At 35.7% G+C, this 22,195-nt stretch carries 27 protein-coding genes and 1 tRNA gene; 11 read left to right on the plus strand and 17 right to left on the minus strand.

Going from position 1 to position 22,195, the window contains the following annotated elements; translation table 11 throughout:
- The first annotated feature begins 68 nt into the window (after window positions 1-68).
- Together AC52J8_RS11955 and AC52J8_RS11960 are read left to right on the plus strand one after the other, a co-directional pair.
- Window positions 69-302, plus strand: coding sequence for a DUF2171 domain-containing protein (locus tag AC52J8_RS11955; RefSeq protein WP_086354909.1), 234 nt, complete (start codon window positions 69-71; stop codon window positions 300-302).
- A gap of 300 nt (window positions 303-602) precedes the next feature.
- The gene (locus AC52J8_RS11960) at window positions 603-1,538 is read left to right on the plus strand and encodes a metal-dependent hydrolase (RefSeq protein WP_068930917.1); all 936 of its coding nucleotides are present in this window, start codon (window positions 603-605) and stop codon (window positions 1,536-1,538) included.
- 68 nt (window positions 1,539-1,606) lie between these two features.
- Here the strand turns inward: AC52J8_RS11960 and AC52J8_RS11965 are convergent, their stop codons facing one another.
- From AC52J8_RS11965 to AC52J8_RS11975, 3 genes are all read right to left on the minus strand, one after another.
- A complete protein-coding gene (locus AC52J8_RS11965; protein ID WP_086400083.1) occupies window positions 1,607-2,167 on the minus strand; it encodes a TetR/AcrR family transcriptional regulator in 561 nt (186 codons plus the stop codon).
- An 862-nt stretch (window positions 2,168-3,029) separates the two neighbouring features.
- Window positions 3,030-3,368, minus strand: coding sequence for a hypothetical protein (locus tag AC52J8_RS11970; RefSeq protein ID WP_002117449.1), 339 nt, complete (start codon window positions 3,366-3,368; stop codon window positions 3,030-3,032).
- A 285-nt stretch (window positions 3,369-3,653) separates the two neighbouring features.
- The gene (locus AC52J8_RS11975; RefSeq protein WP_039757575.1) at window positions 3,654-4,421 is read right to left on the minus strand and encodes a class I SAM-dependent methyltransferase; all 768 of its coding nucleotides are present in this window, start codon (window positions 4,419-4,421) and stop codon (window positions 3,654-3,656) included.
- Between the two features lie 191 nt (window positions 4,422-4,612).
- On the opposite strand from AC52J8_RS11975, the gene AC52J8_RS11980 reads away from it, so the two are divergent.
- From AC52J8_RS11980 to AC52J8_RS11990, 3 genes are all read left to right on the plus strand, one after another.
- Window positions 4,613-5,287 (plus strand): HAD family hydrolase, encoded by a 675-nt coding sequence (locus AC52J8_RS11980; protein ID WP_025466697.1) that lies wholly within the window; start codon window positions 4,613-4,615, stop codon window positions 5,285-5,287.
- A 234-nt stretch (window positions 5,288-5,521) separates the two neighbouring features.
- Window positions 5,522-6,007, plus strand: coding sequence for an Lrp/AsnC family transcriptional regulator (locus tag AC52J8_RS11985; RefSeq protein WP_031944142.1), 486 nt, complete (start codon window positions 5,522-5,524; stop codon window positions 6,005-6,007).
- A 178-nt stretch (window positions 6,008-6,185) separates the two neighbouring features.
- Complete coding sequence (locus AC52J8_RS11990; RefSeq protein ID WP_002117441.1) at window positions 6,186-6,302, plus strand: hypothetical protein; 117 nt, start codon at window positions 6,186-6,188, stop codon at window positions 6,300-6,302.
- Between the two features lie 15 nt (window positions 6,303-6,317).
- Here the strand turns inward: AC52J8_RS11990 and AC52J8_RS11995 are convergent, their stop codons facing one another.
- The 4 genes from AC52J8_RS11995 to AC52J8_RS12010 all read right to left on the minus strand — a co-directional run bounded on the left by AC52J8_RS11995 (window position 6,318) and on the right by AC52J8_RS12010 (window position 9,419).
- Window positions 6,318-7,127 (minus strand): pyrroline-5-carboxylate reductase family protein, encoded by an 810-nt coding sequence (locus tag AC52J8_RS11995; protein WP_017403101.1) that lies wholly within the window; start codon window positions 7,125-7,127, stop codon window positions 6,318-6,320.
- 353 nt (window positions 7,128-7,480) lie between these two features.
- Window positions 7,481-7,705, minus strand: coding sequence for a hypothetical protein (locus AC52J8_RS12000; RefSeq protein ID WP_002117453.1), 225 nt, complete (start codon window positions 7,703-7,705; stop codon window positions 7,481-7,483).
- 222 nt (window positions 7,706-7,927) lie between these two features.
- Window positions 7,928-8,143 (minus strand): cold-shock protein, encoded by a 216-nt coding sequence (locus AC52J8_RS12005; RefSeq protein WP_005070223.1) that lies wholly within the window; start codon window positions 8,141-8,143, stop codon window positions 7,928-7,930.
- Between the two features lie 343 nt (window positions 8,144-8,486).
- Window positions 8,487-9,419, minus strand: a complete 933-nt coding sequence (locus tag AC52J8_RS12010; protein WP_032006555.1) for an LpxL/LpxP family acyltransferase — start codon at window positions 9,417-9,419, stop codon at window positions 8,487-8,489.
- 239 nt (window positions 9,420-9,658) lie between these two features.
- Here AC52J8_RS12010 and AC52J8_RS12015 point away from each other — a divergent pair, with 239 nt between their 5' ends.
- A complete protein-coding gene (locus tag AC52J8_RS12015; protein ID WP_017399418.1) occupies window positions 9,659-10,276 on the plus strand; it encodes a LysE family translocator in 618 nt (205 codons plus the stop codon).
- A gap of 96 nt (window positions 10,277-10,372) precedes the next feature.
- On the opposite strand, the gene AC52J8_RS12020 is transcribed toward AC52J8_RS12015, so the two are convergent.
- From AC52J8_RS12020 to AC52J8_RS12030, 3 genes are all read right to left on the minus strand, one after another.
- Window positions 10,373-10,918 (minus strand): glycoside hydrolase family 108 protein, encoded by a 546-nt coding sequence (locus AC52J8_RS12020; RefSeq protein WP_068529566.1) that lies wholly within the window; start codon window positions 10,916-10,918, stop codon window positions 10,373-10,375.
- A gap of 30 nt (window positions 10,919-10,948) precedes the next feature.
- On the minus strand, window positions 10,949-11,338 hold the full coding sequence (locus AC52J8_RS12025; RefSeq protein WP_002119864.1) for a hypothetical protein: 390 nt from the start codon (window positions 11,336-11,338) through the stop codon (window positions 10,949-10,951).
- A gap of 210 nt (window positions 11,339-11,548) precedes the next feature.
- Window positions 11,549-11,803 (minus strand): hypothetical protein, encoded by a 255-nt coding sequence (locus AC52J8_RS12030; RefSeq protein WP_017399420.1) that lies wholly within the window; start codon window positions 11,801-11,803, stop codon window positions 11,549-11,551.
- 673 nt (window positions 11,804-12,476) lie between these two features.
- On the opposite strand from AC52J8_RS12030, the gene AC52J8_RS12035 reads away from it, so the two are divergent.
- Window positions 12,477-13,148: an XRE family transcriptional regulator gene (locus tag AC52J8_RS12035; RefSeq protein ID WP_002119885.1), complete on the plus strand. Its 672-nt coding sequence runs from the start codon at window positions 12,477-12,479 to the stop codon at window positions 13,146-13,148.
- Between the two features lie 152 nt (window positions 13,149-13,300).
- On the opposite strand, the gene AC52J8_RS12040 is transcribed toward AC52J8_RS12035, so the two are convergent.
- Both AC52J8_RS12040 and AC52J8_RS12045 read right to left on the minus strand, forming a co-directional pair.
- Complete coding sequence (locus AC52J8_RS12040) at window positions 13,301-13,534, minus strand: hypothetical protein (protein WP_002119938.1); 234 nt, start codon at window positions 13,532-13,534, stop codon at window positions 13,301-13,303.
- A 175-nt stretch (window positions 13,535-13,709) separates the two neighbouring features.
- Window positions 13,710-13,786 (minus strand) — tRNA-Met (locus AC52J8_RS12045).
- Window positions 13,787-14,041: 255 nt separating this feature from the next.
- Here AC52J8_RS12045 and xseA point away from each other — a divergent pair.
- Both xseA and xseB read left to right on the plus strand, forming a co-directional pair.
- Window positions 14,042-15,307 (plus strand): exodeoxyribonuclease VII large subunit, encoded by a 1,266-nt coding sequence (gene xseA, locus AC52J8_RS12050; RefSeq protein ID WP_086400084.1) that lies wholly within the window; start codon window positions 14,042-14,044, stop codon window positions 15,305-15,307.
- On the plus strand, window positions 15,297-15,491 hold the full coding sequence (gene xseB, locus AC52J8_RS12055; protein WP_002119890.1) for an exodeoxyribonuclease VII small subunit: 195 nt from the start codon (window positions 15,297-15,299) through the stop codon (window positions 15,489-15,491). The genes xseA and xseB overlap by 11 nt, the downstream gene beginning before the upstream one ends.
- A gap of 253 nt (window positions 15,492-15,744) precedes the next feature.
- On the opposite strand, the gene AC52J8_RS12060 is transcribed toward xseB, so the two are convergent.
- Both AC52J8_RS12060 and AC52J8_RS12065 read right to left on the minus strand, forming a co-directional pair.
- On the minus strand, window positions 15,745-15,963 hold the full coding sequence (locus AC52J8_RS12060; protein WP_075382614.1) for a hypothetical protein: 219 nt from the start codon (window positions 15,961-15,963) through the stop codon (window positions 15,745-15,747).
- A 48-nt stretch (window positions 15,964-16,011) separates the two neighbouring features.
- Window positions 16,012-16,605 carry a LysE family translocator gene (locus AC52J8_RS12065; RefSeq protein ID WP_005802640.1) on the minus strand — a complete coding sequence of 198 codons (594 nt, stop codon included), beginning with the start codon at window positions 16,603-16,605 and terminating at the stop codon, window positions 16,012-16,014.
- Between the two features lie 441 nt (window positions 16,606-17,046).
- Here AC52J8_RS12065 and AC52J8_RS12070 point away from each other — a divergent pair, with 441 nt between their 5' ends.
- Complete coding sequence (locus AC52J8_RS12070; protein WP_014206226.1) at window positions 17,047-17,376, plus strand: hypothetical protein; 330 nt, start codon at window positions 17,047-17,049, stop codon at window positions 17,374-17,376.
- 458 nt (window positions 17,377-17,834) lie between these two features.
- A complete protein-coding gene (locus AC52J8_RS12075) occupies window positions 17,835-18,191 on the plus strand; it encodes a four-helix bundle copper-binding protein (RefSeq protein ID WP_005070246.1) in 357 nt (118 codons plus the stop codon).
- 607 nt (window positions 18,192-18,798) lie between these two features.
- Here AC52J8_RS12075 and AC52J8_RS12080 read toward each other — a convergent pair.
- The 3 genes from AC52J8_RS12080 to AC52J8_RS12090 form a co-directional block, all read right to left on the minus strand.
- Complete coding sequence (locus tag AC52J8_RS12080) at window positions 18,799-19,206, minus strand: GFA family protein (RefSeq protein WP_068563704.1); 408 nt, start codon at window positions 19,204-19,206, stop codon at window positions 18,799-18,801.
- A 27-nt stretch (window positions 19,207-19,233) separates the two neighbouring features.
- A complete protein-coding gene (gene cueR / locus AC52J8_RS12085; protein WP_001020650.1) occupies window positions 19,234-19,635 on the minus strand; it encodes a Cu(I)-responsive transcriptional regulator in 402 nt (133 codons plus the stop codon).
- A 75-nt stretch (window positions 19,636-19,710) separates the two neighbouring features.
- Window positions 19,711-22,182: a heavy metal translocating P-type ATPase gene (locus AC52J8_RS12090; RefSeq protein WP_086400085.1), complete on the minus strand. Its 2,472-nt coding sequence runs from the start codon at window positions 22,180-22,182 to the stop codon at window positions 19,711-19,713.
- Window positions 22,183-22,195: the final 13 nt, after the last annotated feature.

Below are 22,195 nucleotides of genomic sequence, written 5' to 3' on the forward strand. Positions count from 1 at the left end.
ACATTTAATCGATTATTTAAAGTAGTTTAGTTCTTACCGTTTTTCTATTTCTACAGAAGAGGTCTAAAATGAACACTTTAAATATTAATGATATTAAAAAACACGCAGATGTTATTGCTTCTTGTGGTACTAAAGTAGGTACTGTGGACCATCTCGATGGTGAAAACCAGTTAAAACTCACCCGAGACGAAAGTGGTCAACATCACCTCATCCCTACTGGGTGGATTGGGGAAGTAAAAGAAGATCAGGTTATTCTGAATAAAAATTCAGAGGAAGTTAAAGATCAGTGGCAAGAGATCTAAACTTCTAAGCTAGCTAGTTTTAGCTAGATTAAAATAAAATAAATTTATAATTAAAAATTTAAATTATAAAAACCAAAGCTCCTTTTTATTAAGGAGCTTTTTTTATTCATCTCATATTTAAAATAAAAAAGCTTACCCTCGTGTTGTGTTAAATATATCCAATCTTTAATAGAGCTGCTTTTATCTCTATAAACCTTTTTGAGTCTCATTTTGTCCCTTAAGCACATGGTGATCAATTTTACTTAATGCTAAAAATTGTCCATTCGCATTAAATGAACAATTATGAATAGGGTGACGTATATGATCACAGGGAATCATCAGCTTAAAGCAAGAAAGGTCCACTTCGATTTTACCGAATCTTCGGTCTGTTGGATGCCGAATGATCCGCTATGTTCGCATGTCGCCAATGGCATTAACATGCTCTTACCCGCTGGTGAATTTTGGTTTTGCCGTGTATTTAATAAAACCCTGCCCTTAATTACCGATGAAGCACTAAAACAAGAAGTGATTGGATTTGTCCGTCAAGAAGCAGCTCATGCACGTGCACATGAAAAAGCACAGGACTTCTTACGTGAAAATGGTTACGACATTCAAGAAACACTCAACCGTGCCCATTTTGTTTTTAACATTTTGTTGGGTGACAAACCTCTAGGCATACCTTTTTTAAAAGGCGAAAAGCTTGATGAATATTGGTTACTTTTCCGAGTAGGCGTGATTGCTGCAATCGAGCACTTTACGGGAACCATTGGTCAATGGACGCTGGACAGTAAGACTTGGGACCAAGCTGACCCTGCTATGGCAGATTTGTTCCGTTGGCATTTGGCTGAAGAAGTGGAACATCGCTGTGTTGCTTACGATTTATTTGAGCACCTTTTAACAAACAAGTTTGGGTTTTATGTGTCGCGCCAAGTGATTATGGCGGCGGTTTTCCCACTGTTTATTTACTTCCTTGCTGACTTTGCCCGTAGTTTAGGTAAGCAAGATTTAGAGCATGAAGATATTCAAAAATTGATGCGCCGTGGCTACTTCAAAATTATTCGAGAATTTGAAAAAACTGCGACTCGCTCAGACAACTTACCGACTATTAAATATTTGTGGAAAGCGACGTTAAGATGGGCTTCTCCAAAATTTAACCCAATTCATGAGGGAGACACCGAGCAAGCTCTAGCTTATATGGCTCGCTCGCCTGCAGTTCAATATTTTGAAGGAATGGCACAGGCTGCAAAACCTGTGTAATCAAGCTAAGCGCTTATTTCAATACAAAGTAAAGCCTCCTTTTTGGAAGGCTTTCTTTCGTTTAAGTGTTATCTAGACCGACACAGATTAAAAAGAAACAATCGAACTAGCGCGCTTTCATCAATGCTGTTTTTTTCAAAAAGTCGGAACATCGCCCCGTCAATCATGCATAAAAACATGTAAGCGTCTTCGACTGAGGCAGTAGTTTTGACAGATAAAAGTAGCTTATAAATTTCATTAATGAGCCAAGTTCGGTACTCAATCGTAACGCCATAGGCCTTGGGATAGACTCTTTTAATTTCAAACAATGCCTTAAAGGGTAAATGATATGGCCCTTCTAAACTCGCATGTAAAAAATAAATTTGCTTAAGTTTATCCAGCACCATGAGTTCATTGTAAGAATAGAGAATTGAAAACACTTTGTCTTTTAGCGTGTCTTTTTGGAAACTGATACACCTCTCGATTAGCCGTTCTTTTGAGTGAAAGGCATTATAAAAAGTGGCTTTGGAAACCTTGGCTTCACTAATAATTCGATCGACACCAACTTTATGAAACCCATATTGATTAAATAAGTCTTTTGCTACGTGAAGCACTTTTAATGCTTTAAAGGAAGATTGTAAATTTGGCATAGATATACCGCTTAAAATAATTTTTTGTAGTATCTAAATGAGATAGAAATGCCGTCACTCTTAAAATGAGTGCTAAAAACAGGCATGCAAAAGCCGCACAAAATGGCGTGCTGACCTATCTCAAGTTTTATAGTTGCTGTGTTTTAGATTCTTAAGGTGTAGAAAACCTAGAGTCGATTGAACCGCTTTATAGATTGCTCGAGTGGTATGAATAGAGAGACTTTGGCAAAAGCCAATAAAGAAGAAATAGTACGCATAGCGGACTCCTAGATAAAATAGAAGTTCTACCGAATTACTGTCAAATAATTATGGTGGCAGAACGAAGATGGGTTGACAGACCAGTCATCTAGGAACCGGCACGCACAAGGCGTCCCACCTCCGTCCTACCGCTACGAAGGGGGGACGAACGAGTTCGCCACCAAAAAATTACTTTCTTGGTGCCCTAGATGAAAAACAGCCTGTCAAAGCCGGCTGGCAATGTGGCCAGCAGGCAAAGGATAATCGGAGGGGTTTTAGGTGTCAATGTGATATTGGCTAGAAAATAATTAAATAAATATTGTTCTTTATTGGATTAAAATATTTAACTAATTTATTAAAACTCATTATTTAGTAAAAATAATAATAGAACGAGAAAGGGTTGACAGACTAATACCCAAAAGATCAGCACGCATAAAGCGTCCCTCTCTCCTTCTGAAACGAAGAATAATAAGAGTGATTTTATGTGTCAAGGTGATATTAGGCAGATTTCTAAAGTTTATTTTTCTAGTTTGTTGGCAGATTATATTTAATGATACACCGATAAAATGGATAATTAAATCCATCTTATCGGCTTGCTAGAATCGGTTTTTAAAACCTTATTTTTTTATTGTTTAATATATTTTGGGAACTCTTTTAAAACCTTATGGCAAAAGTGGCCCTGTGTATCCGCTTTCTTACGCTCTTCAAACTCCTTCATACCAAATTTCATAACCTCTCTACCGTATTTTTCACCAAGATCATGTTTAGTACATTTTGCGGCAGCATCCTTTAACTCTTCTGAATAATAGTGATAATTACAATCGAGCTGAGCACGGCTTAAAAAACCATGTAATTCCACTGCTTTCTCACACTGAGTTTGCTCTAGAAGATTTCTAGACTCTTGAGCAGCATAAATTGATGTTGCTAAGAATAAAGTGAAAATCGTTACTAAAATATTACGCATTATTTCCCCGACAAAGTTATTAAAAGTATTAGTGATAATATTGCGGGCGTATTAAATAATAATTATTTATAAGTGTCTATTAATAATAAAGAAAATGGGATAAAACCCCTTCTCTTTTGAATACTTAATCACCTTAATAAAATTGGGTGATTAATTTTTATCAAGTGAATGATATTAAATTTGTTTTATAACCATCTTTAATATTATTCGAGTTATTCGAAAAAAGAGTTTTAGTGATATTTAATCCATTTCTAATCTACTAAAACCCTTATTCATAACACTACGTTAAAACCCTAATTTCTTAAAGACAAAATAACCCACATGGCTTTCAAAGCTACCGTCATTTTGAATTTTGAAATATTTCTTCACAAGGTCAGATGAACCTTCCTGCAAATAACGTAAAGTTTTGATTTGATCTTCAGGCGTTTTCATGCGCTTTACCCAACTATCAAAGTCTAACGAAAGCGTTTGTTTGTCTAGGCCGACTAAGTCAAAGCCTGCATCTTCAATAAAATAGACCCACTCTTTCACACTATAGTTTCGTACATGACTTGGGTCTCGAATCGTTTCGATGGTCTGTAAAAATGTATCTAATATAGGCGAGCTAGAACTAATAATGTCTACAAAAATAACAATGCCATCTGGCTTAAGCACGCGGTTTACTTCTTTCATGGCAGTCGGAACATGTTGCCAGTGATGTGCAGAATATCGACTAATGACCACATCAAACTGCTGATCACTAAAAGGCATGTCCTCAGCAATGCCCTGCTGCACAAAAATGTTTTTTAATTTACGTTGGCTAGCCGTCTTAGACACGGTGTCTAACATTTCATGAGATAAATCGTAAGCAAAAACAAGGTCGGCATGCGGAGCAACATTGTAGGAAACATGCCCACCACCACAGCCTAAATCAAGGATAACAGCCTTTTCAATTTTCTGAACTTCATTAACAAATTTATTAAATTCAACCCCTTCAGAATGAGCTTGGCTATTTAAATAGTCGAGAGATTTATTTTGATATTGTTTTTGATTTATATCATGCTGGGTGATCATAACCTTGCTCCTCCTTTGTAATGGAATTACATTAAAGGAAAATTTAGATAAAAAATAATGATTAGTTTTTCTTCAATTGATAAATAAAAGTTATTATTTGATTGAATACAGAGTAAGCACAAAAATTGAAAATTCTTAAATCCAATAGACAGCTATACTGTGTTTATCTAAAAATTTTATAACACTCCAAAATGCCAAATATTATTTTATTTGATTTAGATCAAACTCTACTTGACCGAAATACATCCCTTATAAAATTTGTTGAGTGGCAAGTAAACTTTTTTCAATTGGTATCACAAGAAAATAAACAAGCTTTTATAACTAGATTTATCGAATTAGATAACAATGGAAGTGTGTGGAAAGATTTTGTTTATTCTCAATTATTAGAAGATTTTAATATAAAAAACTTTAGTGTTGAGAGCCTACTTGAATCGTACATTAACGACTTTAATAAGTTTTGCCGCCCTTTTGAGAAAGTTCTAGAAACAATTCAAAATCTTTATAACAAAGGATATAAATTAGGCTTAGTTTCTAATGGTAAATCCCCCTTCCAAGAAAATAATTTTTATGCACTCGGTCTCAAAGAGTTTTTTTCTACAATTATCGTCTCAGAAGCCGTAGGTATGCGAAAACCAGATAGACAGATATTTGAGTATGCATGTAAAGAACTTGGCTGTACTCCTAATGAATGTATTTTTGTAGGAGATAATCATAAAGCCGATATTGAGGGTGCTAATAACGCAGGAATGAAAACTATATTTTTTCACCCAGATCCTTCTATCTGCTCGACTGTAGCGGATAAAAGAATTCACCATTACGACCAACTAGAAACAGCAATTAATACATTAGAGGATTTCATTCTTTAGAAAAGGATATTTGTTCTTTTTATTAAATCCGCAAAGAGCACTGTTTAGTCACCCTTACTGAAACAGTGCTCTTTGCTCCATCCCAACCTCTATCCAGAAAGGTTCGATGCATAGAAATAGTGTATGTACCTTTGACTCAAAATGTTTCCTGTATTTTTTAAAATTTTTAAACATTCACAGCATAAAAATGAAGTATATTAATTTTTATCAGAAGATTCTTCTTTGGTTTATATTTTGAACAGAACAGAATACACACTAGATCGTATAGATCGGAAAATTTTATCTGCATTACGTGGAAATGGCCGTTTAACCGTTGCTCAACTGGCCGAAGAAGTAGGTCTTTCATCTTCTCCATGCTGGACTCGACTGAAACGTCTGGAAACTTTAAAAATTATTGAAGGATATACGGTAAACGTAAACCAAAAAGCGATTGGCATTCATGAAGTTTTTTTTATTGAAATTACTTTAGAGCGCCATGATGACGAAATGCTAGAAAATTTCAGTGAAGCATTAGCAGATATACCTGAAGTAGTGGAAGCGCATCTCGTCACAGGTGACTATGATTACCTGGTTAAAGTAGCAGTCAAAGATGCTGACCATTACGAACGGTTTTTAAGGAAAAAGCTTTATTCAATTAAAGGAATACGCCATACCCGTTCGACCTTTGCTCTACGCCCTCTCAAATCTGCTAATACAGCCGATTTAATGCTAATTGAATAAAAAGGTTAAACGCTGACAGTTAAATCTTTAATTTATTGATTTTAAAATCTTTATTAAGGAAAAACCTAGAAAATATAACAGATGATAGCTCTGTTATATTTTTTTTAAAAAATTCTGTATCTATGATTACAGCCTTCACTTCTTCAAAATGTAATTAATCTGAATTGGAGGCATCGCCATGAACATTTTGAAGAAAAAAAATAAGGCCAGTTTTGTATTCTTTATTATTACTCTCTACTCGTTTATTGGGTTTGGCTTAGGCTTCGTTATTTGGGAATACTTTTTAAAGGCCTAGTTTGCTAAAGAATACTTAACTCACCTCAGTAATAATTTCTGAAGTGATTTCTTTACTACGATGATATGCGGCCTTCATAGCTAAACGTATATCATCAGATACATTTCCTAGCTCAAACATTCTGAGTGCTGATTCGGTAATCCCGTTAGCCAACGTCACCTTGCCACACAGATCCGCTGGCGGGACATTACTTTTACGGACCATTTCAACTGCGCCACTAGCCGCTTGGAGTGCTAAATCTAGAGCAAATTGTTTATCAAGTCCTAAAGAAACCCCTGTCTTTATCATGCTGTCTAAAATATAGAAAAAGTAAGCTGGCCCCGAACCAGACAAAGCAATAATTGCGTCTGACTGCGTTTCAGACGGCGCCCAAAAAGTCTGACCCGTTGCAGAGTACAGCATTTCGATTAGGTCTTTATCAAGTTGGTCCATTTGCTCTGAAGCAATAAGCACATGTGTCCCCGTATGCGTCAGCACAGGTGGATTTGAAATTACACGAACAATTTTTTTCGAACCCGTAAAACGAGTCAAGTTTGCAATATCTACTCCCGCCATCATAGAAACTATAATTTTACTAGCTAACCATTTTTTTAGCGGTATAAGTGTCTCTTTTAACTGTTTAGGCTCTAGTAGCAAAACAACAATTTCAGCTTTTTTTAGTCCATTTTCTTTTTGCTTTAAAGCATTTGTATCATTAATCTTTTTCTCTTCAATGAGGTGTATTTTTTCTTTTTTAAATCCTTTTAAAACCAACCCTCCTATTAACGCTAAAGCTAGATTACTACTGCCAATAAAACAAATATTAGGTTGTACTGCACTTAACATTTAAAATGTTTTCCTTTCTTAAGAGAGGTTTATAACAACAAATATTATCTATAATTTAATTATGTATATTGAATTAATGATGACCGTCTGAATAAAGAACCCACTTTAATAAGATATATTATTAAAGTGGGTTTTGTTTTATTCGCGCAATAAATAAAACAACTTTAGATTAAGCCTAATGTATTACTATTGTTAGTAAATACCACAAAAAAATGTTAAGCTGTGTAACATATACAAGAGTATTGTAAAAAATTCTGTAACGAATTCTATTAAGCTAATATAAAAAATATCTATTACTTAATAAGAAAATCTTTAAACCAAATTAAGGCACGGAAGTGTTCTAGTTCAAACAACTAAAGAGTTTCTTTCTTATTCGCTAAAATTCTCTCGGCTTTTCTGATTGCCTGTTGTAAATCAATATCTTCGCACACCCAAAAGGTAAAAATTTTTCCAAATAGGTGGAAATGCTGTTTAACATACTGAGAGCTATTGTCCGAATAGTGCTCTTCTATCTTAAAAACATCATTATGATTTTCTATCTTTTGACCGTCTAAAATACCGCCAATACAAATATCCATTTTAGTACCATACACCTAATTACTTATATTTTAACAAAAAATTTAGAAGCACTTTTAAGAGCATATTTTTATTCTGCTTTTTATTTTTAAAGATAAGTTTAATTAAAACTTATAAAAAACCCACAACATAGAGTGGGTTTTTAAACTCTTCTAAAGCGCTTTAGCCTTAAACATATTCTATTTAAATAATATATTTAAAACAACTCTAGTCGCTCTATGAAATTATGAATTCTGAAGAATCACAATATTTGAAGCTTGTGGGCCTTTTTTACCCTGTACTACAGTAAACTCAACACGTTGGCCTTCTAAGAGAACCTTAAAACCTTGTGTTTGAATATCGGTAAAATGAGCGAAAATATCCTTACCTTCATCAGCCGCAATAAAACCAAAACCTTTAGTTTCATTGAACCATTTTACTGTACCAGTAGAAGTAGACATATATTTATCCTAAATTTTAAAATATTATAACTTATTATTGGGGAAACCAATTTAACTAAAAAATAGACGTGAAAACTTAAATATCTGAATGAACCGAAGACTTATAAATAAAACTGCGAAATAGAAATTTATGATGACAAGAATATTTTGTTAGTTATGCTCGACTATACACGCTTCAAAATCATTTGCAATCGATATTCAAAATAATTAAAGCAAGAAAAATTTTATAGTGTTGACTCAACATCTTTCATCTTGATTTGATTAAAGATCCTTTCAATTAAAAATCTAATATTTTATATTTTAATTGAAAGAAGTACTTTTAATTCTTGAGTTACTGATGCCATTAATAGAATTTCTGTTCACCAGCAGGGCGTGTTTTAAAGCGTCGGTGAAACCACATGTATTGTGTAGGGGCAATGCGAATTTGGTTTTCAATAATCTTGTTTACCCTTTCAGCGTCACTGACTTCACAGCCACTTGGGAAATTTTCTAATTTAGGTTCTACTAAAACATGATATTGCGGATTACGAATATCACCACTACGGTAAAAATATAAAGGCACGGCTGCTGCTTTTGAGATATCCATTAGTCTGCGATGCGCTGTAACAGTAGCTGCCTGAATACCAAAAAATGATGCCATTACGCCTTGTTTTAAGCCAAAATCCTGATCTGGGCTATACCATATCGCATGCCCATGTTTAAGGTTTTGTATGAGTCCACGCATGTTGTCTCGAGCAATTTGGTTTTTATACACTCGCGCACGACTACGATGAATCAGAAAATCTAAAAACGGATTGTTTTGAGGTCGGTAAACCACGTCCATATTAAAGAATAAAGTACACGCCGCTCCACCTGCATCTAAAAGCGTACTGTGGGTACCTAATAAAAGTACGCCATTTTCCTGATTATTAGTTAAATTTTCTAAACCATCTATGTGGACACGGCTTTTAAACCAATTTGGGCAATACCAAGCATTGAGAGCTTCAAATACACCCGTTAAAGTATCAACAAAAACCTGTTTAGCTTTTGCCTCGATTTGCAAAGGTGTTTTTTCTGGAAAACATGCTTGTAAATTACGTAGTGTAGTTTTTCTTCGAGAACTTAAAGATTTCCACGCTATTTTTGATAGAAAATCAGCAAGGCGCCATTGAATAGCCCAAGGTAACATCGCAAATAACATTAGAATAAAAGCTAAAAACCATATACCCCAATATTTAAACGCTAAAAAGGAAAATTGAAACTCGCCAGATTTAAACTGCCGTTCATTTTTCGTCATACTATAGATTTCTTGAGGTATAGACTTAGTATACTAACATGCTCAATTTTTAACGTTGTGTGTTTATGTTGCTTTCACTTTTATAGTTTTATATGCCCTATTTATTTATACAAATCTATATTTTAAATATTTAATCTATGTAAGACTTAAATATACATAACCTTCTGTATACAACGATTATTTTCTCATTTAAAGTAACCGCACAATCTTGCCTCAATTGATAAATAGGATATATCAGCGTGAGCGGTCTTTTAGTATTTATAACAATAGCATTTCTTACCCTATTAAGCCCAGGACCGGGAGTTTTATTTACTGTCACAAATTCAATTAACTATGGTGTTAAAACTGCTTTGTTTGGAATAAGTGGTTTAATTATTGGTATGTTTGTGATTGCTGTAATTTCTGCCAGCGGTGTAGGACTTATTATTACTAGTAACCCTACTATTTTTACGGTTTTAAAATTTATTGGTGCATTTTATTTAATGTATCTCGGATATAAAAACTTTACTAAAAAACTTGCAACCCAAGAGTTAATGACCGATCAACAAAAAGATAAAGCTGTAAGTAAATCTAAATTGTTTTATCAGGGCCTATTCGCATCTTTGCTTAATCCTAAAACAATCGTATTTTTTATCGCACTCTTCCCTCAATTTATTGATATCAAGAAAGAGATTTTAAATCAATTTTTAATTCTTTCTTTAACCTTTTGTTTTATTGGTTTTTTAATTCATTTAGTTTACGCAAACTTCTCTTCAATTTTTAAAGAGAAAATGTTAGCTGGAAATAATTTCACGATACTCAATAAAATTAGTGGTGCTATTTTCTTTCTACTTGCCATTTTACTTATCGCACAATAAAGCATTGCTCGACCTATTATTTGTTAAAAAGCCTTAACTCATGGTTAGGCTTTTTAACTCATTAGATCTTTAAACATATTCTTTTCTAATACATTTTTAGAGTGTTACTCTGTTTAATATCCAACCATAAAAGAAATCTTCGTAGTTAGGGTTGTTCTCGGTAATTTCAATATAATGCTGCCCTTGCATAATATTTAAAATGCGCACAAATACTTTTTCTCCCTCTTTATTACGTCTATTTAAGTACATAGCTAGTGCTTGCAAAGTAAGAGATCCGTACTGACCATCTACCACAAGATTTGGCCAACCTTCCTTCCCCTGCTTATTCAGCAGATTTAAAGCACGTTGTAATAAAGGCTTTGTAAAATTGACGCCACAATTTATAGCTGTATCCAGTAACTCTTCTGCAATAGCTGGGCTAATCGCATTAATCTGGTCAAACTGGGGTTCAAGCCAGTATTTTTGCTTATAAATAGATTTAGCGACGCTTAAGGGCAAGTCTTGCATGTTGCCTTGATATCCGTTCGATCGAGCGACTGCTTCTGTAATGCCAAATTTAGTCGCATGGCCATGATCTGATGGATGGTTAACATACCCGCCTTCACGGCTGATAACTTTTTCTAAGTATTGATCAATATTCATTTTATTCTACCTTTATATTTAAAGCTGTCTTTAGCTATTTTGCAGATCATCTTTTGCTTTTTTTAGGTCTTTGATGACCTCTACAATCGTTTTACCTTCTTGTTTATTGATGAAGTTAAATATCCATCTCACAATAGCCCAGCCTGGTAAACCACAAATGAAGAAGAATCCAGATAGGGTGATCATTCCCCAAATATCGGATACCCATTCATGCAGGTTCCATTTCATAATAATGAATGAGCCGCCTGTTAGGCTTGAAACTACGGTACAGATGAGAGCAACAATCCATTCTTGTGGAGAACGAGGAAAACGCATCATTAATACAACTGCGACAACTAAGCTGACTGCTAGAGCCACCATAATTGCAATACTATAAAAATTTAAAAATGTGGCTAACCCACTGCTAGAAACTGTTTCCATGACTTTGTCCTGCGCTAAAGGGTAAAACTTGAAAACTCACTACGTTGACCAGCTAGTGGTTTTTCAATGTTTATTAATCCCTTCGTTTTCTTTATTACAGTCAATAAAAAACACTAACGCTTTAAAGCAGCGCTAAATTGCAAGACGAACTTATCCTTGACCCCATTTATTTCAGGGGTCCGAGAAAGAATGTTTGTATGCTAAAGCCTGTTAGTGTGCACTGTTTAAGGCTTGTTCAATCAACTCAATCACTGTGATTGCACCAATCGCTTTTTGCATAGAGACTTGATCATCGAATTCGAATGCGTCATCTTCAAGCTCATTTACAATCTGCTTGGCCTCCTCAAGTGCCCTTTTTATTTTTTGTACCTTATATTTGTTTACGTCTTTGGCAATTGTCGGGATATACCCTCCACGTTTTGCATTTTTAAGTTGTTTAGCTCTGTTCTGCATTGCTGTAGTCATTCACTATCTCCAACTCAATGTACTCGTTAGTAAGGCGTCTTTATCATTTGTTATTCTTGAGGTTTTGATACATTCTTTGAGCAATATAGCTAAGCTATGACTACAAATGTGTGTTCAAAACGTTTCATCTGGTACAACAATCATAAAGAACCCAACTATATGCAATTAAGCCACTAATTTATAAACAAATATTTCCTTTTCTAAAAATGTAAAAAAGTATTAAATTTTGTGGATTTAAGCTTTTTACACGCCTTAATTTTTTGACCAAAAAGTTCATATAAGGCTTTGCCGTATATCGGAAACTTTTGTTAGGTCTCACAATCTTTGTTAAATTCTTCATGTTCTTGATACCCTTTATCGACGAACATTAAGCCTGATCCACGGAATCGGGCTTTTTTTTATTCCAATTTTTGTTTTGATAGCCTGTTTGCAAATAATAATTGAGCTATCTCCCTTTTATTCTGCTACCTGTAGAAACAAAATAAATTTAGCTTCCATCTCAAAGCTTTGATAAAGCGATAAATAGTGACTTAGGTACCATTTAAATTTTCTCTATTCATCTTGAGATATAACTGATATTATAACTATAGTTATTATTAGTCAATAACTATAGTTGTTTTACTAGATATAACTTAAGTTATATATTTGTTATAAGTTTACTGGTGTAACCATTATGGCTCTTAAAGACCGTTTAAAAGACTCTAGAATTAAAGCCAAAAAAACTCAGGCTGAAGTGGCAGAAGCTGTAAAGATGTCGCAACCTGCCTATCAGGCTTTAGAGTCAGGGAAAAATTTAAAATCTGCATTTCTTCCTTTAATTGCTCAATTTTTAGGAGTGGATGGTTATTGGTTAACGACGGGGAATACTGAAGATTCTTTTAGAGAAAGTGATGTATTTAGCCCGACTGTAGTAAGTGCAGAATCTACCGATCAATATGTCTGGATTGAAGTTGTAGAAGCTAACTTTTCTTGCGGGACTGGCGAATCTATTGAATTTCACTTTGATGCTATTAATGGAAAAATTCCATTCCCTGCTTCATTCTTTAAAGAAAAACGCGTTGCTCAAGAATGCATGCGTATTATTAAAGCTAAAGGCGATAGCATGACCGACTACATTAAAGACGGAGATTTGGTGGGTATTGATATCTCTCAAACAGAAGTCATTGATGGCGAGATTTATGCGGTTTACTTTGCTGGCGAAGGAATGATTAAACAGATTTTTAAAGAGGCAGATGGCTCTTTAATTTTGCATAGCTTAAATGAAAAATTTAGAGATCGACGCGTAACAGAAGAGAACGGTAAAAACTTTAAGGTTATGGGTCGCCAGTTCTGGCGAGCAGGCTAATTTAGTTATTAAATATAATTAAAATAATAATGCACTTATTTTTAATCACTTCAGCCTTTTTATAACTTTAATTATTTATATAACCTGTAGACATAAAAAAACCTATCTCCTTTAAAAGAGATAGGTTTTCTCGCTTTATTACCATAGTTTTATCAACAATATGTATTTAAACGATAAAGTTGATTAAACCCAGCATAGAAGCTTTTACCATCTTGGTTTAACTCAATTTCTTCACCAGATTGAAGTTGAATTTTTTTACCAACTTCGACCCAACGATATCCATCGAGAGAGTTTTGTTTACGTACATGAGGAACAATCCTCACATTAATTTCGTTGCCATTTACGGCTGTGGCAATGTGCCACTCATTTACTATATTCACAATCATTCACTCATCACTGAGCTCATGTGATTTTACGGTATGTAATTAGAACGCTAGATTTAAGGTATGGACAGTTCGTCTAGAATTTAATATTTAGCTTTATATAGGGTTATTTATAAGCTAATTGCTTTTCATAATTTTCGTATTATGAAAAGTGGTACATCACAGAGCATAATATTTTTGGATGCGGGAGTCGGATTTGAACCAACGACCTTCGGGTTATGAGCCCGACGAGCTACCAGACTGCTCCACCCCGCAATTGGAAGTAAGCTTTATACGCTCATATATTTTATAAAGCAAACTTTATTTTTTAATCGGTTGTAATTATTAACAATTCTCTTTTTATTATTTTTTCATTTTAACCATTCAGTCTAAATTTACATATCAATTTTAATTTTTAATTCTTTAAATTGTTGTATTTATTTTAAATAGAACCCGATATTCATAGACAACAATTGCCTTGGTTGGATGGCTTTTATACTATCTAGTTTGGCCCTTTAATTTTTAGTTCGTATGTCTGAACCTCAGTTTTCCCTTAGTGAATATCTCGGCACAGTTCAGGAAGTCATACGTGTGGCTTTTGATGAGCCAGTTTGGGTAAAAGCAGAAATTCGAAATTTAAATATTAAGGGCGGTCATTACTATTTAGAGCTCGCAGAAAAAGATGCAGAGACGGATAAAGTCATTGCCAGCTGTAAAGCCACGATCTGGAAATTTTCAGCGAGTAAAATTGTTTTAAAGTTTGAACGTGAAACTGGGATTGAGATTTCTAGCGACTTAAATGTGCTCATCAAAATTAGAGCACGTTTTGATCCTCAATATGGATTTTCAGTCAACATTGAAGAAATTGACTCAAGTTTTACATTGGGTGAAATTGCTAAACGTTATCAGCAAATTATTGAACGCCTTACTCAAGAAGGTTTAATTCATAAAAATAAACTTCTCCCCACTCCTTTTGATATTCAAAATGTTTTAGTCATTGCCCCTCAAAATGCTGCCGGCCTTGGTGACTTTAAAAAAGATGCAGATGCACTTGAGCGAAATGGGGTTTGCCATTTTGTGTATCACACCGCTACTTTTCAAGGAAACACGGCTGCAACCAGTTTGATTGAATCTTTAGGTTCAGGTTTAAGACAATGGGCCAGCACATTTACATTTCCACCAGATTTGATTGTGATTATTCGTGGTGGAGGTGCTGTCAATGACTTGGCTTATTTAAATGATTATGAGCTTGCCGCCCTGCTCTGCAAACGCAGTGTACCGATTTGGGTGGGAATTGGTCATGAAAAAGACCGTACTATCTTAGATGAGATTGCACACCGTTCGTTTGACACACCAAGTAAAGTGATTGCTGGTATTCGCAACCACATTGTTGAACGCGTACAAGAAGCTGTAGATAGCCTACAAACGATTAAGCTACTTTCTCAACATCAAATCACGACCTATCAAAGCAAGAATGATCAACTGCTTCATCACATTAAGTCATCCGCCCAGAGTCAACTTAGCTCGGCACATCGTTTGCTTGACCAGATGAAAGAACGTATTCAGTTTAGCTCACAGCAACAAGTTAAATTTTCATTAGCCCAAATTGAATCTTTGATGAAAGAAATTCTTTTGCAAAACCCGAAACAGGTTCAGGCCAAGGGCTATGCAATTGTTAGATCAGAAGGAAAAGCGATTCGCTCTATACATCAAATTTCAAGCCCCGCCATTGCTATTGAGATGCAAGATGGTGTAGTTGAAGCCAACATTATGCAGGTAATTCCAAATGAAGAATGAAGAGTTAACGTTTAAAGATGGTCATGACATTTTGAAGAAAAATGCCGAATTACTTGAATCTCAAGAAAGCCCGGATATCGATAATTTAATGAAGATTGTTGAAGAATCTATTACGGCTTATAAAGCGTGTAAATCACGAATTGAAGCCGTTCAACAGGCTTTAGATGAGACATTTAAAGAATAAAAAAAGCCCACTCCTACTTCTCATTGAAGGAATGGGCTTAGTGAAATCCACTTAATCCTGAAATGCAAAAATGTGGATTAGGTCACATTTTTACACAGGCATAGTCCCATAACCATTTTAGATGTTCAATATTTTAATTGTGTCTATACGTTAGTTTGGCTTAATTTTCACCATCTCTTAACTAAATGACTTCTATTAAGACCATACAAAATACAAACTCTGCTCATGGTTATTGTTAAATTTAATTTAAGAGTTATTCCTCACTGAATGGACCAATTAACTGATAAATTCTGCCGTCTTTAGGGTTTTCATAGAGCAAATCCATATTGGGTAAAATAATATCGTCATTAATTTCAATATGTTCAACGCTTTTATGAAGCTCAAGCGCATGGTCATTCATGGGTCTAACTTTTGCCAAAGCAATTGATTCTTTATCAAACTGATCCTTGATAATTACTTTTAATCTTGTCATGAAAATCTCCTGAAAATTAAATTTTTTAATATAAATAAAGGGTTAAGTTTAAAATGAGCTAATCGCAGAATAGCCGATTGGCATCGCAAAAAAAGTTAAAATAAATGCAGCCGTACGTTGTAAATTACGTTGGTTTAACCAAGTTACTTTGTTTGAAATTAATACGGTTCCAAAAGCAATCCATAAAAATGCAATGGGTGTAATTAATGATAAAAAAATAGCAATATGCACAAAATAAACGTGAAGCACTTCCCATGCTGCATGTGGAAAAATAGCAGAAGCAAAGAGTAAAGCTTTAGGATTTAAAAGTGTTGCAACAAATAAAGCCTTAGGTGTAATCAGTGGGCTGTCTAATTTGATGTCATTTGTTGATGTTATCCAAAGTTTAAATGCAAGGTAGAGAATAAAAGTTGCACTTATTAACTTTAATAAGGCAGGAAGCCAAGGGATAAAATGTGAAACTGACTCAAGCAAAACACCCCATGAAGTAATTGCAATGAGATAACCCATCACTTCAGCAGGAATAAGTTTAAGAGACTGCTTCACCCCTGCTTGTATTCCAGCCGAGGCTAACAATGTATTTGTTGGGCCTGGAGTCAACAAAATGGTGACCACAAGTCCAATAAACATAAATGACACCATAGGCAACGAACTCTTTAGTTATGCTAGGCGAAATATGTCAAAAAGGAATATCTATTGTCGACATAATGGTTGTAACAAGAAATATTGAATTTTATTTTTTTAATTTTAAAACAAATAATTAACTCCACCTGACTACAAATTCACTTACTATTTTAATAATTTTAAATATGCAAAATCGATCACAGAAACATAGAATAAGCGCTATTTTTTCTGCTCGCTAAATAATTAAATCAAGCTTTTTTTCACAGAAAAATAAGCCGTTATTTTTAATATTTAACCCTTATTTAGCTTATTTAATAAATGCTTTTTTCTGACTTGAAATTTGAAAAATGATCAATATATAAACAACTAGAAATCGTGATTTTACTGAATATGATGTCCCGTTCCCCATCAATTCTTTGATTGTCGCTTTCATCAAATAAATCAGATGATGGAGGATGCATGATGAATGCTTATGTTCGCCCTCATCCAGATGGTTTTAAATCTTATTTAGGCAAGAATCAGAAAACCGGACTCTACATTGTACGAGTTGGTTGGACGGTTTATGAAATGAATGGCAATGGCTCTGTGCTATACATTGTTAAGAACGAAGATACGATTCCGTTGGATGTAGAAAAGTTTAAAACTGATCGCCCCAAAATTTATGCTGCTCTTCTAAGTGAAGTTCAGTTTCAACGCAAGAAACAACTTGCGATTGATCTCCAGCAATCAAACATCCCTTCTTATGACCGTAAAGCCTACAAAAAACGGCGTGGCTTTATAGACTCTTAAGTAAAGGTTTCACTTTAAACACATATAGAAAAAGCACCCTTAGGTGCTTTTTCTTTTAACGACCAGTTGTAATTAATACGAGCATACTCAGTATTAAAGTGCTTAATGATCGTTTGCAATGTATGTGGACTTCATGCTCAGCTCCGTGAGCAAATTGATTAACGTTTTCCATTTCGTGTGCCCTTAAAGTTCACACTGATAATTTGCACAATTTTCACACAATAAGAAATTAGCCAAAAGTATTATATCGAATCAAATTTTAAATCTAATGCTGGGCAAGTAGTTTTGAAATTTATAACTGAAGTAGCTAGATGTAACATTCTTATACGAGGTTAAACCCTATTGAGCGTTTGTAGACCTTTCATTTCAAACTCACCTACCAAAGAAATGATTTTATAAAATGAAAAGAGATAACAATATTCTGTTTTTTAATAATAGTCTTCGACAGGAGAACTTTTATGGAAACTCAACAAGAAACCAACTCTTCTTTATTTTGTAATGCTTCTACCTCAATTCAAGCATGTATTGAATGTATGATTGCCTGCAAAACATGTGCAGCTGCATGTTTGCAAGAAGAACATGTGCACATGATGCGTGAATGTATTAAGCATTGCATGACATGTGTAGAAACCTGCCAACTTTGTACGTCTTTAGAACTCAGAAACTCTGAACTAGCAGAATCAGCCATGCAACTTTGTGCGAACGCTTGTCAACTTTGTGCAGCAGAATGCAGTAAACATGACCATGAACACTGCCAAGTTTGTGCTAAAGCGTGCCTTGCTTGCGCACAAGCTTGTCTGGCATATCGTGCCTAAGTGGTATTTACAACTTTAAGCCTACGCAATCTTTAGATCGTAGGCTCATTAAAATATTTTAAATAACATTGAATTAAATATTCTTTATTTAAACTAATTACAATTTTTACTTTTTTATAGGCATAAAAAAAACCCGCATCTTGGGGAAAATGCAGGCTCTTAGATCTCCCACAACGACCATGAGTTCATTATTAAACTTGAACTTTAAACCGTTAACCAAATGTACCCTTAATAAAAACAAATTGCAATACAGAAGAGTCTGTATATTTGAAATATTTTATTATTTTTACATTACTTTTTCATAAATAGTTTAAAAATATAAGATATTTCCAAATAAGAAATAGTTTTTTACAGGCATTAAAAAAGCCCGTTTCACGGGCTTTTCTGCAACGGTGAGCAATATAAGCGTTGTGTCTATCCAACTCTTGTTTGCTCTTTGCTAGCTATATGTAAGGTTTTATCGTATCTTTTGCCCTGTCCCAAGTTTCCCTGTGGAGCGAGGAGATATTACGATTACCTTAAGTACATTTATAGCACATTATTTATTCATGACTAGTGTTGTTCACGTTTTTTTACAAATGAACAAAATACGATCTATCCTTAATATTTAAGGGTTTTCTACCCCATTTAGATATTGGCGAGCGTCATCACAAATTGGATACCACTTCACTTGTGAATTGACAAAAGCATGAGAGATGACTGGTGTCGATATTTCTTCATTAATAAGTCCGACCCTCAGGCGTACCACTTCTGGCTTATCTAGACGTTCACTCCAGATCGGTGAACCGCAAGTTTTACAGAACACTCTCTTCTTGTTTGGAGAAGCAAAGTAGGCCTGTAAAAGATTTTCACCCTGCACAATGTTTAAATCACTTTTTTGTATCTGTGTAATAGCTGCAAAAGCAGCTCCTTGTGCTTTTTGGCATTGCTTACAGTGACAAACCATAATGGGATTTAATTCAGCATTAATGTTGAGTTGAACGCCATTGCAAAGACAAGAAGCTGTATAAATCATGATTCTACCTTTTTATTTTTATGGGATTTAGCTTACACCCACCCCTTTTTCAATATGATCTAAAATGGCACAAGAAGCCTGTTGATCGCCACAGCAATCATCGGCAGAAGCCTGCAAAATATTAACCATTTCTTGTAGGTGGGCAATTTTTTGTTTTAACTCGGCAATGTGTTTGACGGTTAAGGCTTTCACCTCTGCACTATGCCGATCGGTATTTTTCCAAAGTGAAATAAGTTCTTTCATCTGTTCAGATGAAAAACCTAACTCTCTGGCATGCTTTAAAAAGTTTAAAGTTTTAAGGTCTGTTTCTGAATAGATGCGATAGCCAGAAGCAGAACGCTGAGCTGCTTCAAGTAAACCGATTTCTTCATAGTAGCGAATCATTTTCGCCGAAATGCCCGAATGTTTGGATGCCTGACCGATATTCATCTCACACCTCAAATATTAAATTTGGTTTAAGGCCTGCTGTCATGATCTTAAACCAAAAGTTGATTTTCAGCACGCTTACTCTACTGGCGCATGAAAGCGTTTTAAGCGTAATGCATTGCCTAAAACAAAGACCGAAGAAAGTGCCATCGCGCCTGCTGCAAACATCGGTGAAAGTAACACACCAAATGCTGGATATAATGCCCCTGCTGCAATTGGAATTAGGGCTACGTTATATACAAATGCCCAGAACAGGTTTTGACGTATGTTCCGCATGGTGGCTTTACTTAATGCAATTGCATTCGGCACGCCTTTTAAACTACCTGACATCAGCACCACATCTGCAGCTTCAATGGCAACATCTGTGCCTGTACCAATGGCTAAACCGACATCTGCTTGCGCCAAGGCTGGTGCATCGTTAATGCCATCACCTACAAAGGCCAAACGACCATATTGTTTTTGCAGTTGGCGAACTGTGTCCACTTTGCCTTCGGGTAAAACCTCTGCCACAACTTCATCAATGTTCAGCTTTTTGGCAATTGCTTGCGCCGTATGACGGTTGTCTCCTGTAATCATAGCAACCTTGAGACCTAATTGATGCAAGGCCTCAATCGCAGCATAGGTTGTTTCTTTAATTGGGTCTGCCACGGCAATAATTGCAGCAAGTTTCTGATCAATAGCAACGTATAGCGGTGTTTTGCCTTCTTCACCCAATTGAGCAGCAATCGCTTGGAATGAGTTGGTGTCTAAACCAAGTTGATGCATATAACGATCTGCGCCAATTTGTACTTTTTGACCTAAAACTTCCGCTTCAATACCTGAGCCTGTAATCGAATTAAATGCTGTTACTGGTAATAAGTTTAGGCCTTCACTTTCTGCTGCTTGAACAATCGCGAGTGCAATCGGGTGTTCAGACTTGGCTTCGACTGAGGCAACTAAAGTCAGCACTTGTTTGCGTTCAAAGCCCTGTTGCACATTAAAGTCAGTCAGTGTCGGTTTGCCTTCGGTGAGTGTACCCGTTTTATCAACTGCAACGACCTGCGCTTCTTGTAAAAGCTGCAAAGCTTCACCTTTACGGAACAAGACACCTAACTCAGCACCACGTCCAGTACCGACCATAATAGAAGTTGGTGTTGCAAGTCCCATCGCACAAGGACACGCAATAATCAGTACCGCAACAGCATTCACTAAACCAAAAGTCAGCGCAGGCTCTGGCCCAAAAATAAACCACACCAAGAAAGTAATTGCAGCAATTAGCATGACAGCCGGTACAAACCACATGGTGACTTTATCGACTAAGCCCTGAATCGGAAGTTTAGAACCCTGAGCTTGTTCAACCATACGAATAATTTGTGAAAGTACAGATGAGCTACCCACTGCGGTTGCCCGAATGTTCAGTGTTCCGTTTTGATTGACCGTGCCTCCAACCACCTGCTGTCCTATTCTCTTTTCAACAGGGACTGGCTCACCCGTAATCATAGATTCATCAATGTAGCTGTGCCCTTCAACCACCTCACCATCGACTGGCACACGTTCACCCGGACGAATTTCTACGATAGTTCCACTGACCACTTCAGCAACTTCAACTTCAACCACTTGACCGTCACGCTGAATACGAGCTGTTTTGGGCTGCATTCCAACTAAATGTTGAATCGCTTGCGAAGTACGTCCTTTAGCTTTTGCTTCAAAATATCGCCCGAGTAAAATTAAACTGACAATTACAGCAGCCGCTTCAAAGTAAACATTGACCGTACCTTGTGGTAAAACCTGCGGCATAAAGGTTGCCACGACTGAGAAACTGTAGGCAGCTAAAGTTCCAACAGCCACTAGCGAGTTCATATCTGGTGCTAAACGCCATAAGGCTGGAATCCCTTTTTGGTAAAAACGGCGTCCAGGAAAAACGAGTACTAATGTGGTCAAAACAAACTGTAAAAGCCAGCTATTGTATTGACCAATGGTGTGCATGACCCACATGTGAAAAGCTGGGATTAGATGTGAACCCATTTCCAAAATAAACACAGGTAAGGCCAACACAATCGAAATGATCAAATCTTTTTTAAGCTGATCTAACTCTGAAGCTTTTTTATCGAGTTGCTCATCTTGTTTTTTTTCAGCTGCTTTCGCGTCATAACCTGCTTTTTTAACAGCACGAATTAAGTCTTCAACATTGACTGATGCATCTGCTTGTACCCAAGCCTGCTCTGTTGCTAAGTTGACAGTTGCCTCTTGAACACCGTCTACTTTTTTGAGGGCTTTTTCAACACGTGCAACACAAGATGCACAGGTCATGCCCTCAATAGACAACTCCACTGGTGCAGCTTTTGGAACATCATAACCCGCACGTTCAACTGCTTTAACCAGTGCTTCGCGCTGAATCGGTTGATTTGAATAAACAACGGCTTTTTCTGTTGCCAAATTAACGTTGGCAATCTCTACATTTTCAACTTTCTTAAGTGCTTTTTCGACACGTCCTACACAGGAGGCACAAGTCATGCCCTCAATTGAGAGTGTTTCACTATATGCTGGCAATTTTGTGGTTTTTGAGTCCATCAAACACCTCTGC

Source organism: Acinetobacter sp. S-1 (genome assembly GCF_059579785.1).

What these genes read in the sequence shown, in the direction of transcription:
- AC52J8_RS11955 (WP_086354909.1), top strand. Translation starts at nt 69, where the DNA reads ATGAACACTTTAAATATTAATGATATTAAAAAACACGCAGATGTTATT.
- AC52J8_RS11960 (WP_068930917.1), top strand. Translation starts at nt 603, where the DNA reads ATGATCACAGGGAATCATCAGCTTAAAGCAAGAAAGGTCCACTTCGAT.
- AC52J8_RS11965 (WP_086400083.1), bottom strand. Translation starts at nt 2,167, where the DNA reads ATGCCAAATTTACAATCTTCCTTTAAAGCATTAAAAGTGCTTCACGTA.
- AC52J8_RS11970 (WP_002117449.1), bottom strand. Translation starts at nt 3,368, where the DNA reads ATGCGTAATATTTTAGTAACGATTTTCACTTTATTCTTAGCAACATCA.
- AC52J8_RS11975 (WP_039757575.1), bottom strand. Translation starts at nt 4,421, where the DNA reads ATGATCACCCAGCATGATATAAATCAAAAACAATATCAAAATAAATCT.
- AC52J8_RS11980 (WP_025466697.1), top strand. Translation starts at nt 4,613, where the DNA reads ATGCCAAATATTATTTTATTTGATTTAGATCAAACTCTACTTGACCGA.
- AC52J8_RS11990 (WP_002117441.1), top strand. Translation starts at nt 6,186, where the DNA reads ATGAACATTTTGAAGAAAAAAAATAAGGCCAGTTTTGTATTCTTTATT.
- AC52J8_RS11995 (WP_017403101.1), bottom strand. Translation starts at nt 7,127, where the DNA reads ATGTTAAGTGCAGTACAACCTAATATTTGTTTTATTGGCAGTAGTAAT.
- AC52J8_RS12000 (WP_002117453.1), bottom strand. Translation starts at nt 7,705, where the DNA reads ATGGATATTTGTATTGGCGGTATTTTAGACGGTCAAAAGATAGAAAAT.
- AC52J8_RS12005 (WP_005070223.1), bottom strand. Translation starts at nt 8,143, where the DNA reads ATGTCTACTTCTACTGGTACAGTAAAATGGTTCAATGAAACTAAAGGT.
- AC52J8_RS12010 (WP_032006555.1), bottom strand. Translation starts at nt 9,419, where the DNA reads ATGACGAAAAATGAACGGCAGTTTAAATCTGGCGAGTTTCAATTTTCC.
- AC52J8_RS12020 (WP_068529566.1), bottom strand. Translation starts at nt 10,918, where the DNA reads ATGAATATTGATCAATACTTAGAAAAAGTTATCAGCCGTGAAGGCGGG.
- AC52J8_RS12025 (WP_002119864.1), bottom strand. Translation starts at nt 11,338, where the DNA reads ATGGAAACAGTTTCTAGCAGTGGGTTAGCCACATTTTTAAATTTTTAT.
- AC52J8_RS12030 (WP_017399420.1), bottom strand. Translation starts at nt 11,803, where the DNA reads ATGACTACAGCAATGCAGAACAGAGCTAAACAACTTAAAAATGCAAAA.
- AC52J8_RS12035 (WP_002119885.1), top strand. Translation starts at nt 12,477, where the DNA reads ATGGCTCTTAAAGACCGTTTAAAAGACTCTAGAATTAAAGCCAAAAAA.
- AC52J8_RS12040 (WP_002119938.1), bottom strand. Translation starts at nt 13,534, where the DNA reads ATGATTGTGAATATAGTAAATGAGTGGCACATTGCCACAGCCGTAAAT.
- xseA (WP_086400084.1), top strand. Translation starts at nt 14,042, where the DNA reads ATGTCTGAACCTCAGTTTTCCCTTAGTGAATATCTCGGCACAGTTCAG.
- xseB (WP_002119890.1), top strand. Translation starts at nt 15,297, where the DNA reads ATGAAGAATGAAGAGTTAACGTTTAAAGATGGTCATGACATTTTGAAG.
- AC52J8_RS12060 (WP_075382614.1), bottom strand. Translation starts at nt 15,963, where the DNA reads ATGACAAGATTAAAAGTAATTATCAAGGATCAGTTTGATAAAGAATCA.
- AC52J8_RS12065 (WP_005802640.1), bottom strand. Translation starts at nt 16,605, where the DNA reads ATGGTGTCATTTATGTTTATTGGACTTGTGGTCACCATTTTGTTGACT.
- AC52J8_RS12070 (WP_014206226.1), top strand. Translation starts at nt 17,047, where the DNA reads ATGATGAATGCTTATGTTCGCCCTCATCCAGATGGTTTTAAATCTTAT.
- AC52J8_RS12075 (WP_005070246.1), top strand. Translation starts at nt 17,835, where the DNA reads ATGGAAACTCAACAAGAAACCAACTCTTCTTTATTTTGTAATGCTTCT.
- AC52J8_RS12080 (WP_068563704.1), bottom strand. Translation starts at nt 19,206, where the DNA reads ATGATTTATACAGCTTCTTGTCTTTGCAATGGCGTTCAACTCAACATT.
- cueR (WP_001020650.1), bottom strand. Translation starts at nt 19,635, where the DNA reads ATGAATATCGGTCAGGCATCCAAACATTCGGGCATTTCGGCGAAAATG.
- AC52J8_RS12090 (WP_086400085.1), bottom strand. Translation starts at nt 22,182, where the DNA reads ATGGACTCAAAAACCACAAAATTGCCAGCATATAGTGAAACACTCTCA.